The organism is Nocardiopsis sp. MG754419, assembly GCF_018207095.1.
Taxonomy (GTDB): Bacteria; Actinomycetota; Actinomycetes; order Streptosporangiales; family Streptosporangiaceae; genus Nocardiopsis.
Map to the genome: position 1 here is coordinate 1 of NZ_QOCZ01000090.1, position 16,457 is coordinate 16,457.

Genomic DNA, 16,457 nt, shown 5'->3' on the forward strand with positions numbered 1-16,457 from the left:
CCCGAGGACCGCCCCGCTCCCGTGGAGGTTTCCGGCTCCGTGGAGATCCCTGATCCCGTGGAGGCCCCTGGCTCCCTCGACCGTCCCGCCCCCCGGAACGACCCGGACACCTCCGATCGTCCGGAACCCCGCGACCGCCCGCAAGGACGCAGCCCCGCCGACGCACCACCCCTGGCGGTGCGCGCGGAGTCCGGGGGAGAACAGCGCGAGACCACCCTGGACTACGCGGCCGAGACCGAGCCGGACACCGAAGACACCTACATCGACGCCGAGGACAACTGGCCCACCCACTACGTCGATCTACCGTTGGCCCGCCTGGAACGCTGGCACGAACGGCACGGCCCCGAGGGGGCTCGTACCGACATCGCCGACGTGCGCGCCGCCGTCCGCGCCGAACGCAACGAACTCGGCCGGGTGCGCGGCGAACGCGACCACTACCACTCCGAGGTACAGGACCTGCGCAGGGAGATCGCTCGCTTGGACCAGTCCTGGATCGACGCCGACCCCGAGAACGCGCGCCGAGGCTCCCGCCGACCGCCCCGCTACCTGCTCCTCTTCCTCCTGGTCCTGGTGGCCTTCGTCGTCGGCCTGGAGACCGGAGCCCGGACCGGGGTCGGCCTCTTCTAGGCCACCCCCGGCGTCCCGCTCTACCCGGCGCACGAGAGTCGGTACCGGAACACCGTCCCGGCGTCGAACACCGTGGCCAGGGCGGTCCGGTCAGGGGTGCCATGAGTCGAGGTGGCGGTCGTGTTCGTCGATCCCGCGGCCCGGTCGGCCCAGCCTCCCCGGCGGGCGGGCCACAGAACAGATGTCCCACCGGTGCGGCCTCTGCACGGGCGCACCACCCCGCCGGTACCACCTTGACGGTTACGGCAGGGGGATCTCCCAAGAGTCGAGCTCACCGCCGAGGACGTCGATCCACCAACGTCCGCACCGACGACCACACCGGCGGCCACGTCTCGCCCACCCCGTACTCGCGGCGTAGGAACCCCTGGCCGAAGACCTTGCTGGTGCGACTCGTGCGCGAGTACACGATGTGCCACTGCTCCCCGGCCGCGGGCTGAACACAGGCGTAGCCCCGACAGGGAGAACCCGATCGAGGCGGTGCCTGATCGGGTTCTCTTCCTCAACTCCTCACCACTCAGAACGCTCCGACGACGGAGACCAGGCCCACGAGTGCGACGACCACGATGACCGGGACCACCAGGGTCACGACACCGAGGTCCTTGTAGGACTGTCGGTGGGTGAGCCCGCAGACGATGAGCAGGGTCACCACGGCGCCGGAGTGCGGCAGGGTGTCGAGACCGCCCGCCGCCATGGCCGTCAGCCGGTGCATCGCCTCCATGCTGATGCCCTCCTGCTCGGCCATGGTCCGCAGGTCGTCACCGAGGGCGTTGAGCGCGATCGTCATACCGCCCGAGGAGGAGCCGGTGAGACCGGCGGTGATGGACACGGAGAAGACCGAGGTCCACAGAGCGCCGACGCCGAGCCCGAAAACCGAGTCGCGGACGACGGCGAAAGCGGCGACCGAGGCGACGACCGCGCCGTAACCCACCTCGGAGGCGGTGCTGAAGATCGGCAGCATGGACCGCTTGGCGCCGTCGACGCAGCCGGTCCACAACGTGGCGAAGTTACGTGCGTTGAGGGCGAGCAGCAGCAGGACGCCCGCGATGATCCCCAGCAGCACGGCCCACAGCCCGGCGCGCTCGTCGAAGCCGACTCCGCCGAACTTCTCGTCCTCCAGGTAGGACCAGTCGAGCGCCGGAAAGATGAGCAGGGTGCAGGCGAAGTTCACGGCGAAGACCGTGAGCAGCGGCAGGAAGGGAATGAGACGGTTCGCCGGTTCGAGCGTGGTGACCTGGTTGCCGGCGCCGTCATCCGAGGACCCGCCGATCACACGCGCGCTCTCGGGACTGTCGAAGGTCTCACCCTTGCGGATCAGCACGGTGCGCCGGTATTCGAGCCACAGCAGGCCGAAACCGAAGATGAGGGCACCGCCCAGCAGACCGATGCCGGGCCCGGCGAACGAGCCGGTACCGAAGAACTGCCCGGGGATGATGTTCTGCACCTGCGGGCTGCCCGGCAGCGCGGTCATCGTGAACGTGAAGATGCCCAGCGCGATGGTCGCGGGAATGAGGCGGCGGGGGATGTCGGCGACCCGGAAGAGCTCGCGTGCCAGGGGGTACATCACGAAGGCCACGACGAAGAGGCTGCCGCGTAGCCGGTGACCGTCATCAGGACGCCGAAGATCGCACCGAACAGGAACACGGGGAACCAGCTACCGATGAAACCGGCCATGGCCGGCATGAAGATCTCGGTGTACGAGGCCAGGATCGGCGCCCCGGAGAACACCACCGCGACCACTGAGGCCAGGGGCGCGGCGAGGATCACGGGGACACCGCGGTAGGCGAGGGTGATGAGCAGGATCAACGACGTGACGATGCCGATGATGCCCAATGCCAATGCCATGGGACTCCTTGGGGGGCGGGGCAACGCGTGCCGAACCTTTCACCGGCGGACGCTGTCGTCTCCGAAAGCCGGTGCGGTCATTCAGCAGCAGGGGAGTGTGCTGCGTCAGGATGATCGTCGCCGCCCACTGGGCGGTCGAGGACGTCGATCATCCTCGCAGCGCAGCGATGGCGCAGGTAATGGTTAAGGGGCTGTTAAACGGCCGTGAAGCTGTGGGGTGCCTGGGGGTTGAAACAGTGGCGTCTGTTGCGATAAGGGGCCCCTGATGAGGGAGGGGATCACGAGACGCGAGTGATTGGTGTTCACCGGCCAGGACGGCCGGGTGCCCTGGCCTCCTACGCGACCCCGCCGGTGGGTGTGCGCCACCATGCATTCGGAGGAGCTCATCTGGATGGCGCGGCAATGCCTCTTCCGGCTTCTGTTCGTGGAACAGCGCTGTTCCACTCCTGCCTCACGAGTGGAGATCGGGACGGCGGGGTCTCTTCGACAACGGTGCTGCCACGGGTTGCGTAACGATGTGTGGAAGGACTTTGCCGGACGGTCAAAACGGACCGATGTCGGCCGACCAACGTGGGAGAACCGACCTGCCACGGCCGAGCCGCATGCTGGACAGGTGCGAAGCCCGAGTGGGAGCGGCCGGATTGCGAATCTTTGGGACCGAGCCCTCGGAGTTCCGCCCAGGGGCGGTCGGTGCTCTGGCACGCCTGCGAGCGCGACCTGTTCGCCGTCACTCCACTGCTCTCTTGCTAGGCGAGGCCAAGAGCGGCCGTGGGCGCGCCACCGACCAGGGCAGTGAATCGACCATCACCGACCCGTCGCATCCCGGCCGGCGAGGCGTCGGATAAGCAGGACATGCACCGTGCGTTGGGCGATCTTGATCCTCTCTGTGAGTCGTCAGCCGCGCACGGCGGGAGACCTTGCGAGGTGATCCTGTGTTTCTCGGATCGTCGGCCCCAGGGCCTTGCTGCCAAAACCGTGCTCCGACTGCGGTGTCTACTTCCGATGGCTGTGAGCCCTTCGCAGCCGGAACATGAGTGCCGGGGTGGGGGTCGTGTTTCTCGCCGGCTGTACCTTGTTCGCTACGTTCGAGGGCCCGTACTCCGGGCGTCACCTCGGCCCGTACTCCGGGCGTCACCTCGGCCCGTGGCCGAAAGTGGTCAAGGACGAGGAAACGCATTCCCGTACCCGTGCTTGTTCAGGTTGGGTGGAGCAGGCGCCGATGGCGTCTCCGTGTTCCTGCGATGCCTGGAGGGTGATGTCGGAGCAGTTCGGCGCTGAGGTCAGCAACACTGTCCACAATCAGGGGCACATCCTCAGTCTTCTCCAGATCGGTCACATGCACGGCCACGTGTCCATTCACATGGGTGACCTGAGACAGACCGAGACGGAGGAGGTGCTCGCCGAGTATCAGAGCTATCTGGTGGCGACCTTCCAACCGGCCGACCCACCCGCCTACGAGTCGTTTCGCGAGGTGTTCCGGGAAAAACGCTGGGGGCTTTTGCTGGGGGAACCGGGAAGTGGCCGGGAGAGCGCGGCGATCGCCCTGCACGACTTCTGCGGGCTGAGGGTTCACTCACCTGTTCTCGATGAGAAACCTCATCTGCGGTTGGACCGGCTGTTCCCCGTCGCCGGGGGCGGCTACCTTATCGACCTGTCAGGAGTGTCGAGCCCCGGCGAGAACCTGGTGCGTGCAGTCCTCTCCCTGAAGGAAAGGGTGGTCTCACAAAAGGCGGCACTCCTGGTCATCGCTAGTTCGGAGCGCTTCGCCACGGAACTCCCGCAGGCACCGCTGCTGTGGATCGAGCGCCCATCGGGCATCGACGTGCTCTCCCGACACCTTGAACGCCTCATGGGTGAAGGGCTTGGCACAACCGTTACGCGCCACGAAGCCGTGCGGGAGCGTATGAGCAAGGCGGCCCCCGCCGACGCCGCCCGGTTGGCGCGCATCGCCTACCGGACCTACCTGCCCCTGCAGCAGCAGGAGATCGATGTAGCCAACTGGATCAACCAGGTGCTCGACGCCTACGGCGACTGGCGCAAGGAACTGGACGATTGGTTCGGGAATCACAGAGGCGAAGGCGATGCCTGGCACCGGATCGTCCTGATCAGCACGGCGTTCCTGGAAGGACATGAGGCGTCCACCGTACTCACCGCGGCCGACGCTCTCGCCCGAAAACTCAACATCCCCCCTGGCGACGCCGGTGGTCTGCTGGGAATAGGGACCGACCCGACATTCGAAGTCGTCGGCGCCGAGCGGGTCGCGGGTGAGTCGGTGCGTTTCACCCGGCCCGAGTACGCGGACGCCGTGCTCGAATACGTGTGGGCGCAGTTTCCACGCATCCGAGAGGCGCTTATCGGTTGGTCTGGTGAGCTTGTGACCGGTGCCCCCGGAAACTTCCTGGCGACCGTCTGCCGGTCCTGGGTCCGGCTGGCGCTGTTGCGGGGAGACTCCGCACTCACCATGACGCTGTTCGACCGCTGGGCCGGGCATACGGAGACCGAACGGGCGGCGGTCGAGTTCTCGGTCGCGGTGGCCTCGTCGCCCGTGCTCGGCCGGGCGCTGCGCAAACGGATCCGGGAGATCGCGAGGAAGTCTGCCGGCGACCACCGTTCGCAGACCGTCGCAGAGGTGTGCGTCGGGTACGGGCGCACTGACCCGGTGTCCGCTCTGGTCCGGTTGAAGTGGTTGGCCGAGGCGGATGAGGAGAGGGTTCGCAGGATCGTGCCGATCGCTCTGGACCGCATGGTCACACATGAGCCGAACGAGGAGTTGTGGGCCGAGGTCGTTCACGTGATCGTCAACGAGTGGTGTCATGAGGGGGTGTCCGCCAGGCGCCGGTGGATCGCGTTGCGCTTTCTTGTCCGAACGCTGGGCAGGCTCGAAGCAGGTGTGCCCGAACGCACGGAGAACCCCGGATCCGGAGCATCCCATCTGATCGGCTCCGCTGTCGGCCACGCTGTTCACATGTGGCGTGCGGTCTTCGACCTGTGCGCTGCTGATCTGGAGGAAGAGCGTGTCGGGCAGCGCGCTAAGGACAGGGAAGCGGTGGTGAATACCCTCGGGGCCTGGATCCGCGTTGCGCTCAGCGATGACTCCAGAGCCGATGCGGTGGTCAACACCCTGGTCGGAGCGGCCGCCCCGCCGAAGGGAGGAGATGCGAGGACCGGAGCACGCGCCTTCACCGCTGGAGGGTTGATCCTGCGCTGGTGTGAGCGCAACGGTGTGGACGACACCCACGCGGTGGTGCACCGTCTGCTGGCCCGTCTGTACACAGCCGACTCTCTCGACGGGGCGGAGACCGATCCCCATGAGACGTCCGCACGGCCAGATGTTGCGCGGACGGTCTCACCCTTGTCGGATAACGGACTGTACTCGCGGAAGTGACGTTTGGACGCGGGTGGTGGGAAGAGTCGGCCGGCTGATCTGGGAACGGTCGTTCCTCCCGGTTTTTGGTCCGGCTTCCGCCGGGTGCCTCTGCCGGGCCGGCCCTCATTGGGCGCCCGCCGCCGGTCAGGGCGGGCGCCCCATCACCCCCTCAGAGTAGGCTGTCCAAGGCGCCGATCGCCGCGTCCCGGCGCAGGCTTTCGTGAGAGTGCTGGTTGCGGTAGTTGCGCAGGCACCCGTAGCAGGAGGTCTCCGCGCCGCAGTCGCACTCGCCCACACGCTCACGCGCGGCGACCAGAACCTCGGAGAAGCGGGAGGCGATCCGTTCTGCCCCGCCCGCGCCGCCGGGCACCGTGTCGAACAGCACGAGTGCCATGGTCCCCGCCGCACGCCGGAACATCGCCCCGTCGATGTCGTCGCGGCTGATGTCCAGCGCCGAGGAGGCGCCCTCCAGAAGCGCGTAGAGCAACGAGTGGCGTGTCTCGGACGAGACCCGGCCCATGTCGAGCCGACCGCCGAAGGAGATCTCCACGATGTCGGTCTCGTACCTGTGGGCCAGTGACAGGTGTCGGGTCGGGCCGGTGCAGGTAGTGCCCTTGAGCGGGTTGGTGTGCTCGGTCGGCACCTTCTTGCCCGCACTCACGCGTGCCGTGCCCCATCCGCACCAGTCGCAGATCAGGTAACCCGTCCCCGCCGGGCCGTCGGAGACGGCCACCAGTTCGCCGCGGCTTCCCGCCTGACAGTGCACCTGGCCACCGCCGGGCAGCGGCCAGGAATGGGTGACCGGATCGGCTGCCAGCCGCAGCACGTGGGTGGCCCCGTGCCAGGTCTGTTCGGGCGGTTTGGTCCCGGCCGACTGCACCTTCGCGTCGGCGACAAAGCCGAACTCGGGAACGATGTACTTGGTCGGCACCCCCCGGGCCGCGCTGCCGCACGATCGGCACAGCGGCTCCAACGCGTCCTTGGACTGATCGTAGAACCCGCAGGCCTCGCACACGCGGTAGTGGTAGGGATGCAGCCCCCTCCCGGGAAGCCGGTACACGCCCCCCGAGGTCCACCGCTTGCCGCCGGCCACGATGGAGCTGCCCGGCGCGTACTCGTAGATGGCCGAGCGCCGGTCGCGCGCCAGTTCCAGCTGGCCTCCCACGGCCTCTCCCGAGTGGTGGGTCCGCAACTCCACGGTGTCCACCGGGAAGCCGTACTTGGGCAGCACGTTGCGGGTGGCCAGGAAACCCAAAAGGGAGCGCCGCACAACCGTGTTGATGGTCTTGCCGAAGCGCTCGGCCAGCCCGTCCTTGCGTGCCTCGAACGCTTCCACACGGCGCTTCTCGAAATCGGCCACGTCCTGTTCGACTTCCAGACGCAGGTCCTCCAGGAGGCCGCACAGCTTCTTCACCCAGCCACCGCCGTCCACGTCGATCTCCCGCGCGACGTCCGCGGGCAGGACGCGCCGCAGCGACGTGTGCACCGGCTCGGGGACGGGGGACAGGAAGTCGAGCACCCGCGTCACCGGGGCAGGTCGGTCCTGGTCGGGCAGGAAGAAGCCGCCCACCTGGTTCCAGGTCTCACCGGTCTCCCGGGCCCAGTGCCGGAAGAACGCAGCCAGCGCCACCGAGTGCGCGTGGCGCCGGTCGATGCGCACATTGCCCAGCGGCACGAAGGGCGCACGGACCTTTCCGGCGATCATCTTCTCCGGTTCCTGGTAACGGAAGAGGTCGTGGGAGCGCCGCTGGGCGTAGGTGACCACCAGGGCCGACGAGTCGCTGCGCCGTCCCGCGCGTCCGGCCCGCTGCACGTAGTTGGCCGTGGTCGGCGGCATGTTGCGCATGAACACCGACTGGAGTTCACCCACGTCCACCCCCAGTTCGAAGGTGGTCGAGCAGGACAGGGCGTTGACCCTTCCATCGATGAAGTCCTGCTGGATACCCGCGGCCACCTTGCTCCGCCACTGCGCGGTGTGCTCGCGGGCCGACAGCGCCACCGGGTTGAGGTTGCGGTACAGGTACCGGTAGTGGTCGGTGTCCTTGCCGGGATCAGGGGTCTCGTAGGGGAGCAGGGTGCCCGTGCAGTTCATGGTCGGGCAGATCCCGCGCACCGACACCGGGTGCAGTCGTCGGCAGCTGTCGCATTGGTACGGGGCCGCCTCGGGGACCACCAGGGACACCTCCAGCGCGCGGTGGTCGACCTGGTGGACCGTTCCGGCACCGAGGACCTCCGACGGTGCGAGCCAGCCCTCGCGGGCCGTGCGCAGCAGTTCCCACACCTTCCCCAGCACCAACGCGGGGGGAGCCGACGAACCCAGCTCTTCCAGGACCCTCCTGAGGTAGTTCAGCCGCCGGTTCTGCCCGGAGGTGGGAAGCCAGCTGATCACCTTGCGCCTTCGGTCGGCACCTTCCAGACGTACGTACACCGGGCCGAGGCGGGGCGCGAACACCTCGTCGTCGGGTGCCACGTCCTCGGGCATGGTCAGCGCGCCCTGCTGTCGCAGCGTGCGCACCAGCTCCCCGAAAAGGTCCCACACCTCGTCCTCGGTCAGGCCCAGATCCCGGGTGAAGGCCGGGGGGAGGCGGACCCCGTCCGGACGGGTCAGGTCGACCCGGAGGAGGCCGCGCCCTTCCAAGGACTGGCGGTCGTCGGTGCTGACGAGCTCGCTCATGACCCAGGGTGCGACGATGGACGTTCGCTGACGCTTGGAGACCCTCCGGTCGAACTGTCCGGCGCTTTTGGCGGTGCGCACCGTGGCGTCCACCAGGTCGTCGATGCGCAGCTCGTCCTCGGGGTCGTGGATGGCGGCCAGGCCGTCGAGGATGAGGCGCCGGCGCTGGTACAGCTGGTATGTGCCCTCCAGGTAGGGGGCGAAGAAGGCGGCCGATTGGCGGCTGTCGCTGAACATCAGCAGCTTGCGGCCACCGCCCGGCCGGTCGGCGGTCTGCGCGTCGGGCGCTTCGGGCAGGGCTTGGTACAGGGCCGTGGCCACGACGGCGGGGGAGGCGTCGTGGCCGCTCTCGAACCTGCGCAGTGTGCTGTCGCCGAGTGCCCCGCAGTTGAGGCAGCGTCCGGCCCGGTCACCCCGTGTGCGGATGCGCCTCACCTGACGCAGGGAGCGCTGCCGGCAGGTCACCGCGCACGGCGCGGCGGGCGAGGGTGCCAGCGTTCCGCATCCCGTGCACAGGTAGAGCTCCTGCGGATTGACCTTGGTGCCCACCTCCAGGGTGTCGTCATCGTCGTCCAGGGCGATGGGTGTCGTGCCCAAGTGCAGCCATTCCGGGCTCTTCTGTCGTGTGGAGGACGGCACCAGGCGTTCGCCCGTTCCCTCCGCCGTGACCGTGCCCACCAGGTACAGGTCTCCGCAGCGCTTGCACGCACCGAACTCGAAGGAGGGCGCCCGGCAGTCCGCGCACGCCTCGTGCCGGGCCAGGGACACGTGTGGCCCGCTTTCCGACAGGCAGGTGAAGGCTCCGTCCGTGGCTCGGGTGAACAGGTGGTAGCGAGTGGACAGCAGTGGACTGCCACCGGAGTCGCGCACCGCGCTTGCGAGCGACACCAGGTCGGCCAGCGCCCGCACCCGATCGTCCTCGGACAGACCGGGACCGGCGGTGTCGGGCACGGCCTCGAACAGTTCCCGCGCCAGGTCGTCCAAGGCCTGGGGGCCGCCCCGGGCCAGCAGGACCCGCAGGTGGTTGAGGCGCTTCTCCCCGGCCAGCAGTGTGAACGCGTCGGGCGCGTGCCCGCCGTGGCGGGCCGCGGCCTTCCGCAGCGCTTCCTCGGTGCCTTCGGCCCCTGCCAAGCCGTGGTAGTCCACCGCGGGCAGCGGTCCCCACGTGGTGTCGGGCATCGTGTCGCGCGGGGTGGAGCGGATCAGGTCCTGGCGGTCGGGGTCCCCGTCGTTCCACTCGAAGGGTGCGTGGAAGAGTCGGCGGGCGAATTCGGTGACGGCCCCCGGGTCGTCACCGACCGTCGCGCTGGTCGCGATGCACTGGAGGTTCTGGTCGGGGGCAACGCGGTCGCGCAGCCGCCGCAGCAGCATCGCCAGCTCGGCTGCCTTGGCCCCGTCGTAGACGTGCGCCTCGTCCACCGCGATGAACTTCCAGTGCCCGGCGTGCTCGCCCTCGAACAGGTCCAGGTCGGCCGGGCGCAGGAGCAGGTACTCCAACATCGCGTAGTTGGTCAGCAGCAGGTGCGGCGGGCTCTGGCGCATCTGTTCGCGGCTGAGCAGTTCGTTGGGCAGGGGGTCCTGTCCCGGGTACAGCTCCTGGAAGGCTTCCAGTGCTTCGCGCTCGCTGTGCTTGGTCTCGCCGGTGTAGCGCCCGAAGGTGATGTGGGGGCTGTGCGCCAGCAGTTCCTCACGAAGCCTTTTGAGCTGGTCGTTGGCCAGGGCGTTCATGGGGTAGAGCAGGATCGCCCGCACGCCGGGTCCCAGTTCGCCGCGCTCGTGCTGGCGCTGGAGCTCGTTCAGGATCGGCAGGAGAAAGCTCTCGGTCTTGCCCGATCCGGTGCCGGTGGCCACCACGAGGTTGCGACCGGCACCCGCCTTGCGGACCGCTTCCTCCTGATGGCTGTACAGCGGGCGGTCCAGGCGCACGGAGGGGCCCGAGGGGGAGTCGAATCCGGGTGCCAGGACGCCCTCCGCGATGAGCTCCCGCGGGGTGCGCCCCGTCTCGTAGGCGGGTGTGGCCTCCAGCAGTGGCCCCTTGCTCACCTGGTGGCTGCGGTCGATCTGTTCGTGCAGCGCCTCGGCCAGCGCCGGTTCGCGGATGGGCAGCAGCGAGCGCAGGTAGCGGCGGTAGGCACCGCTGACCGTAGTACTGACCTCGATCGGGTCGATCTGGGGGTTCATCGGAGGGTCCTCACAGGTGAAGGCGATGGACAGGGATGGGGAACCGGAGCGACGGTCCCGTGACGGTCGCTCCGGTCGCGGTCAGGCGGTGCGGAAGAGCCCTTCGCCGGGACGGGGGCCGCGGGCTCTCCGCTGGGCGAGATGGGCGCGTTCGGCCCCGGCGAGGGCCAGCTCGGCCAGAACGATGTCGATGCGCACGAGGTCGGGGGCACTCCGGGCCAGGTCGCCCCACAGTGGCTGGTGCGCGCGGGAGAGGGAGACGAAGGCCGGCACGGAACGGGCGGCCAGTCGCGCGGTGAGGGCCATGGCCAGGGAAGCGGCGGGCAGATTGCGCCAGCGCGAGGCGCCGACGGTGTGCCGCGGCTCCAGCAGTTCGATGACCGGGCGCCGGTAGGCCGATGAGAGCTTCCCGGCTGTGGACAGGACGCTCTGGGAGATGTCAGCTGCCTCACGGCGCACTCGGTGCAGCTCAGCCTGGTTGCGGGCACGGAACAGCCCCAGTGCCGCCTGCGTGCGCGAGTCCTCGTCGAGCAGAGCCCGCGGTACGACCCTCGCCTCCCGCCAGATCGCGGTGATCTGCTCCTCCGGCATCAGGGCCAACTGTTCGGTGGCGGCGTCGAACAGTCCGGATCGGCGTGCCGGGTCGGCCTCCCCCCGTAGCAGAGCGGCCGCGATCGGTCCGCACCGCTGCTCCAGCTGCTCCAGGAGTTCGGTGTGTTCGGGGGAGGGAGAGTCGGGGTCGATGAGCGGTAGCAGGTCGCTGGTGGCCAGTGCCGCGGCGGAAGGCAGCCGGTGCCACAGCTCCGCCGCTTGGGTGGCGGGGACACGACCGCCCGCCGCCACCGTGGCGATCCCACCGCTGACCAGCGAGCGCACGCTCTCATCGGGAGCCGGCTCGGCCGCTCCGTGCGCCAACAGCGCCGCCACCGGGGAGCGGCTGAGCGCGGTGGCGCAGGCTTCGAGGAGGTGTACGGGCACACCTGAGCGCAACAGCACACGGCGACCGCCCAGGACCCGCCACAGGCGCACGGCGTTGTCATGGGTCAGGGGCAGTTCGGCCAGGCCGGAGCCGTCGCTGAAGGCCGCGCACAGGGATTCCTCCCCGGCGTCGGCGCCCTCGGGACGCCCCGGCAGGCCGCAACCGACCGCGTTGGGGTCGTCCGGGTCGGGCCAGCGGGGCCAGTCACCGACCGACCAGGGGTCGTCCACCGCGAGCAGGATGCGCACCGGTCCGGCTGCCCGCTCCGGGAGGACGATGCTCCCGTCCGCGTTCACGGGTGCGACCACGGGTGCACGCCACGGAGCGCCGCACTCGTACACGGCCGCGCTGACGTCGTCGATACCCGGGAAACCGTCGAGGTGGACGACGCGGTCGTGCACCGAGGCTCCCACCGCGAGGCGTCGGGGCCGGACGACGGCCACGGGCACCAGGTCACGGCCGTAGGCCAGGACCAGGCGCAGATGGCGCTTCGTGGCGGCGGTGTCCACCATCTGTCCCAGCGGGTAGCGGTGGGTGCGCGAGCCCAGGGAGGCACCGGCCTCGATCTGTTGGACGACGTCGTCGCCGTGCAGGACGTGCAGAGGTCCCGGGCTGCCCTGCCCGCCCTCGGGCAGGCGTACGACCAGGTCGCCGTAGTCCGCGACCGTCTCGCAGTCCAGCCGGACTGGCCTGGTACGCCTGCGCGGTGCGTGTTCGCGGGTCAGCAGCAGGCTCATGTGCGGCGGACTCACGGTCACCGGAAGTACCGAGGTCCCCGAACGCAGTGTGGCCGGCAGGGCAGGGGTGTCTGCGGGAAAAGCCAGTAGGGCCGGTTCGGCCTCAGCGCCGTCGGGAGAGGACAGCCGTGACCGTGCGGGGGCCAGCCCCGCGGCCTCGATGAGGCGGGAGTTCGGCTCGTGGTGCGCTCCGAAGCCCTCGGCGACCGTGATCTGGCGGCTGATGCCGCGCCCCAGCGGTCCCCGCACGCTCACCGTGAAGGAACCGACCACCGGTTCCTCGCCCTGGAAGAGGCGCACGTGCTCCCCGGAGTCGGCCCGGTCACGCCAGAGCAACCGGCCCTCCTCGGCGGAGCGGACCTCCACGTGCCAGGGCACCGGCGCGCCTTCCGGGGCGGGGAGCACGACGGTGGGTCGCTCGGCATGAACCGGGGCACCGTGCTGGGTGGTCACCCCTGGAATCGCATCCGACATCTCCAGGCGCGGCCGTTCCCTGCCGCGTACCCGGTGCTCGGGACACCCGACCAGGCCGACGCGCGCGTCGCGCGCCAGACCCAAGCGCAGCAGGGACCACCCCTCCCACCCGTAGGGGACGTCGAAGCTGCCCAGTTCCTCGACCTCTTCCGACAGTTCCAAGGCGGTGGCGGAGGGGTGCAGCACCCACACCGGCCCCGGAGGCAGCGCGGTGTCGGAGCCCACCAGGACTCCGGAGTCGTCGAAGATCAGCAGCGGATCGTCCGGGTCGACGAGCGTGAGCTGTTCCCGGACGCCCAACCCCCTGGGGGTCACGCTCACGGTGCGGACGGGTCGTGGCACGGCGAACACCGTCTGTTCGGCCGCCCCACTGCCCCAGCGGTGTCCTCCCGGGACGGTGTGGGTGTCGTCGTCGGTCGTGATCTCCCAGAACACGTCGAGGTTGGCGCTGTCCTCGAGCACCGGCAGGACGACGTGCACTCCATGCACGAAGGGGTCGAGACGCAGTCTGGGGCGGGTCGAGCGGGGCCGGGAGGAATGGGAGAGCAGGTGTCGGGGGAGTGCTCCCCTCTTGGCCGCGCGCTCCAGGGCGGAGACCGCGGGCGCGTGAAAGCGGCGGGGCAGTCCCACCTCGCTGGGAGCCGCGTCGGGGTCCTCCCGCAGCAGTTCCAGCAGGTGCATGCACCGTTCGACGGTCTCCAGCGCGTAGTCGCCGCCCGAGGAGATGAACCTGCCGGCGGGCATGTCCAGGTCCTTGAGCCGGTGACGGCCGGAGACCGCCCACAGGTGGAATCCGTGCGCGTCCAGACCCGGCTCCACCGCGATCCGGTGCAGTAGCAGGTCGAAGAGGTCACCCAGGCAGTAGGTGGGGATCCCCGAGTGCATGAGGATCGGGTCCACGTAGGGGAAGGTCATGCCGGGGAAGGGGTCCACGCCCAGGATCTCCAGGGACCGCAGGAAGCGGGTGCCCCAGATGTCGGTCCTCTGGCGCGGGGCGGGTACCCGGGTGGTCTCCCACAGGGCGGGCCAGAAAGTGCCGCTGGCGTAGCGGCTGGTGGCCACTCCCACGGTGACCGCCGCCGTGCAGGCGGGCCAGCGGTGCAGATCGGAGCGCCCGTACACGCCGATCTCCTCGGTGAAGACCGCGCCCAGCGCCTGTGCGGCCTGGTCGAGCTGTCTCTGGTTGAAGGGGGCTTCGGAGACGAGGGAGACCGACTCAAGGTGCGGGCGCCATTCGGCCTCGCGGACGCCGAGCAGCTGGCGCGGAGTGACCTTCTGGGGGGTGGTCCGGGGGGTCCCCTGCTCGAAGGGCAGCGGAAGGGGCATGGACATGGCCGACTCCAGGGGTGCGTCGATGGGACGGAGCGGTAACGCCGACACCATCAACATAGAGACCGAGTGAAAACATTGTCAACCATGTAAAAGCTGTGGTGTACTGTTCTCGACCGAGGAAAGGGAGGGCTTCGATGGCGGAGAGCACGACCGTCACGGCGGCCGACATCGCGCGCATCGCGCAGGTGAGCCGGACCACGGTCAGCAACTGGCGCCGGCGCCACGGGGACTTTCCCCACCCCGTCGGAGGCAGCGGGAACAGGTCGCTGTTCGACCTGGTCCAGGTCGAACAGTGGCTTGCGCGCAGCGACCGCATGCCCGAGCGCGAACCCCACGAACGCGTCTGGGAACGGGTGCGGACGGTGGCTGCCGAGGACGACGACCTGGGAGAGGTCGTCGCAGACATCCAGGAGCTGCTGCTGTGCCTGTCCCGTGGCGGCGCCGCGGCCGAGGACGGGGTGACGGCACGAGTGACCGGGCATCCCGGCGGAGCCGACCTGATCGGCGAGGTACGCGAGGCGGCCCGGACCCCGGAGCGGTCCCGCGCACTGTCCGACCGCGTCCACGACGCCTACCTCGCCTCCCTGGGCGGCAAGGCCCACATCACGCCGGATCCTCTGGCCCGCCTGATGGCGGATCTGGCCGGTGTCCGGGGCGCCGAGGTGCTCGACCCCGCATGCGGCACGGGCACCCTGCTCAGGACAGCGTCGGAGGACGGCGCGGTGGGCCTGTACGGACAGGAGGTCGAGGAGGCCACGGCGCGTCTGGCGCAGGCACGGGTGGGCCTGGTGCCCAGCGGTGCCCCCGGCCGGGTCTCCGGGGGCGACTCCCTCACCGCTGATGCCTTCTCCGGTCGCCTCTTCGACACGGTGCTGTGCAACCTGCCCTTCAACCAGCGCGGCTGGGGGGCCGACGAACTCGCCTACGACGAGCGCTGGGCCTATGGGGTGCCGCCCCGGTCCGAGTCCGAACTGGCGTGGATCCAGCACTGCCTGGCCCACACCCGGCCCGGCGGTCGGGTCGTCGTGCTCATGCCTCCGGCCGCCGCCTCCCGGCCCTCGGGCCGTCGCATCCGTAGGGAACTGCTGCGCCGGGGCGCGCTGTCGGCCGTCATCGGCCTGCCCGCGGGTGCGGCCGCCCCCCTGCACGTAGGGCTGCATCTGTGGGTGTTGCGCCAGCCCGAGACGAATGCCGTGACGGAACCGCACGTGCTCTTCGTCGACGCCGGAGGCGAGCTGGAGGGCGAGGAACAGCGTCGAGCAATCGACTGGGAGGAACTCCACCGCGTCGTGGGCGGTGCCTGGAGCGCGTTCCTCGACACATCGGAGAAGGCGGCGGATGTGCCCGGATCCCACCGGGTCGCGTCCGTGGTCGAGTTGCTGGACGACACCGTCGACCTGACCCCGCAGCGCCACCTGCCCGTGGCCGCGTCCGAGGCGACCGCTGAGGAGACGCACAGGTGGGTGGGCAAGACCCGCCGAAGACTCCTGCGCACGTTGGAGCGCGTCAGCTCCGGCGTGCCGGGAGAGAGATGGACCTCCCGGGATACGGGGGAGTGGCGGATGGCGGCCGTCGCCGACCTCGCCCGCTCGGGAGCCCTGATCCTGTACCGCGCGCCCTCCATGGCTTCGGGCCTGTCACCGGCGGCGGAGGAAGGAACGGGGGACGGCCCCCGGGTGCTCACCCTCGCCGACGTCCTCAGTGGTCGGGAACCGAGTGGGTGCCTGACCGCGCCCACCGACTCGGAGGAGACGCAGGGCCGGGTGGGGTTGCACGCGGGTGACGTCATCGTCCCTTCCGTTCTTGCCAGAAGGGAGTCGTCCCGGGCACGGGTCACCACAGCGGCCGATGCCGGTGCCCACCTCGGGCTGAACCTGCACCTGCTCCGGCCAGACCCCGCGCACATCGATCCGTGGTTCCTGGCCGGTTTCCTGGAGGACGAGGACAACCTGCGCCGGGCCGGCCAGGGTTCGACCGTCATCCGTGTGGACCTTCGGCGGCTGCGTGTTCCGCTGCTGTCCCTGGCCGAGCAGCGGCGCTACGGCTCCGCGTTCCGTGAGCTCCACGAGTTCCGTACCGGACTCGATCGCGCACGCGCGACCGCATACGACCTGGGCCGGCGCCTGTCCGGTGGGCTCCGTTCCGGCCTGTTGGCGCCACCGCCTCCGACTGAGTCGGCGGAGTCCGGAGGGCCGGAGGACCCGCAAGCCCCGAATACGGACACTGACGTCTGAGGCATCAGCC

At 69.6% G+C, this 16,457-nt stretch carries 6 protein-coding genes and 1 pseudogene; 3 read left to right on the forward strand and 4 right to left on the reverse strand.

All coding sequences use genetic code 11. The features are described 5' to 3' along the window. A pseudogene (locus DSY14_RS17430) lies at positions 1-627 on the forward strand (hypothetical protein); the annotation flags it as partial. 514 nt (positions 628-1,141) lie between these two features. Here the strand turns inward: DSY14_RS17430 and DSY14_RS17435 are convergent. Then, on the reverse strand, positions 1,142-2,200 hold the full coding sequence (locus tag DSY14_RS17435; protein WP_249188049.1) for a GntP family permease: 1,059 nt from the start codon (positions 2,198-2,200) through the stop codon (positions 1,142-1,144). Further along, positions 2,188-2,469 carry a hypothetical protein gene (locus DSY14_RS28815; RefSeq protein ID WP_249188050.1) on the reverse strand — a complete coding sequence of 94 codons (282 nt, stop codon included), beginning with the start codon at positions 2,467-2,469 and terminating at the stop codon, positions 2,188-2,190. The genes DSY14_RS17435 and DSY14_RS28815 overlap by 13 nt, the downstream gene beginning before the upstream one ends. Before the next feature lie 1,255 nt (positions 2,470-3,724). On the opposite strand from DSY14_RS28815, the gene DSY14_RS17440 reads away from it, so the two are divergent. Next, complete coding sequence (locus DSY14_RS17440) at positions 3,725-5,854, forward strand: hypothetical protein (RefSeq protein WP_211717643.1); 2,130 nt, start codon at positions 3,725-3,727, stop codon at positions 5,852-5,854. 151 nt (positions 5,855-6,005) lie between these two features. On the opposite strand, the gene DSY14_RS17445 is transcribed toward DSY14_RS17440, so the two are convergent. Next, the gene (locus tag DSY14_RS17445) at positions 6,006-10,691 is read right to left on the reverse strand and encodes a DEAD/DEAH box helicase (RefSeq protein ID WP_211717644.1); all 4,686 of its coding nucleotides are present in this window, start codon (positions 10,689-10,691) and stop codon (positions 6,006-6,008) included. Positions 10,692-10,772: 81 nt separating this feature from the next. Next, complete coding sequence (locus DSY14_RS17450; protein ID WP_211717645.1) at positions 10,773-14,213, reverse strand: hypothetical protein; 3,441 nt, start codon at positions 14,211-14,213, stop codon at positions 10,773-10,775. A gap of 134 nt (positions 14,214-14,347) precedes the next feature. On the opposite strand from DSY14_RS17450, the gene DSY14_RS17455 reads away from it, so the two are divergent. Continuing rightward, complete coding sequence (locus DSY14_RS17455) at positions 14,348-16,447, forward strand: N-6 DNA methylase (protein ID WP_211717646.1); 2,100 nt, start codon at positions 14,348-14,350, stop codon at positions 16,445-16,447. Positions 16,448-16,457 lie beyond the last annotated feature (10 nt).